General features: G+C 61.2%; 2 protein-coding genes. Both read left to right on the forward strand.

Annotated elements, in window-relative coordinates; all coding sequences use genetic code 11:
* Positions 1–257 (forward strand): helix-turn-helix domain-containing protein (locus IL54_RS21980; RefSeq protein WP_037480846.1); only part of this gene is annotated, 257 nt, incomplete at its 5' end.
* A 100-nt stretch (positions 258–357) separates the two neighbouring features.
* Positions 358–665 (forward strand): hypothetical protein (locus IL54_RS25610; RefSeq protein WP_237748993.1); only part of this gene is annotated, 308 nt, incomplete at its 3' end.

Genomic DNA, 665 nt, shown 5'->3' on the forward strand with positions numbered 1-665 from the left:
TCGATACCGACACCAGCACTGGTCGCTTGATGCTCGCTATGCTCGGCGCTGTGGCGGCCTTTGAAAACGACATCCGACGCGAACGTATGATGGAAGGCGTGCGAAAAGCGCAGGCCGCAGGGAAGTATCGCGGCCGTCCAGCATCGATCGACCCCACCAAGATCAAGGAACTGCGCTCTACCGGTATGGGAGCCGCTGCGATCGCCAAGCAAATGGGTATCGGCCGCGCATCGGTATATCGGGCGCTGGCGGCGTGATCGGCGTCACTCGGGACCCCACCGACATCCCCACACTCCATCAACACGATCATCTCCCCGACGATCGCCGTCACCATCCGCGCCCCTCATCGAGACCAGCATGACGACCGCACGCTCCGACCTCCCGCCAGCGTCAGACCCTAATGCTTCCGCCGATGATCTGGACGACAGCGTGGCCGACATCATGCCGAAGATCGATGGGGCCGCAGGCGACGATACGGGGGAGATGATGGTGGTGGACGCTGGGGCTAGTGATGCGGTTCCTCTTCTGGCACCCACATCCTCCACCCCGGAATTGGCGGAAATCCGTCCAGTCCCCAACGAGGATTCAAATCGCCCTCGGCGCTCTCCTCTTCTGGGCACCATTTGTTCTCAAAGCATTGAAAATGCACGGGGATCGTCCAAAAC

The sequence above is a fragment of the Sphingobium sp. ba1 genome, assembly GCF_000743655.1.
Classification (GTDB): domain Bacteria; phylum Pseudomonadota; class Alphaproteobacteria; order Sphingomonadales; family Sphingomonadaceae; genus Sphingobium.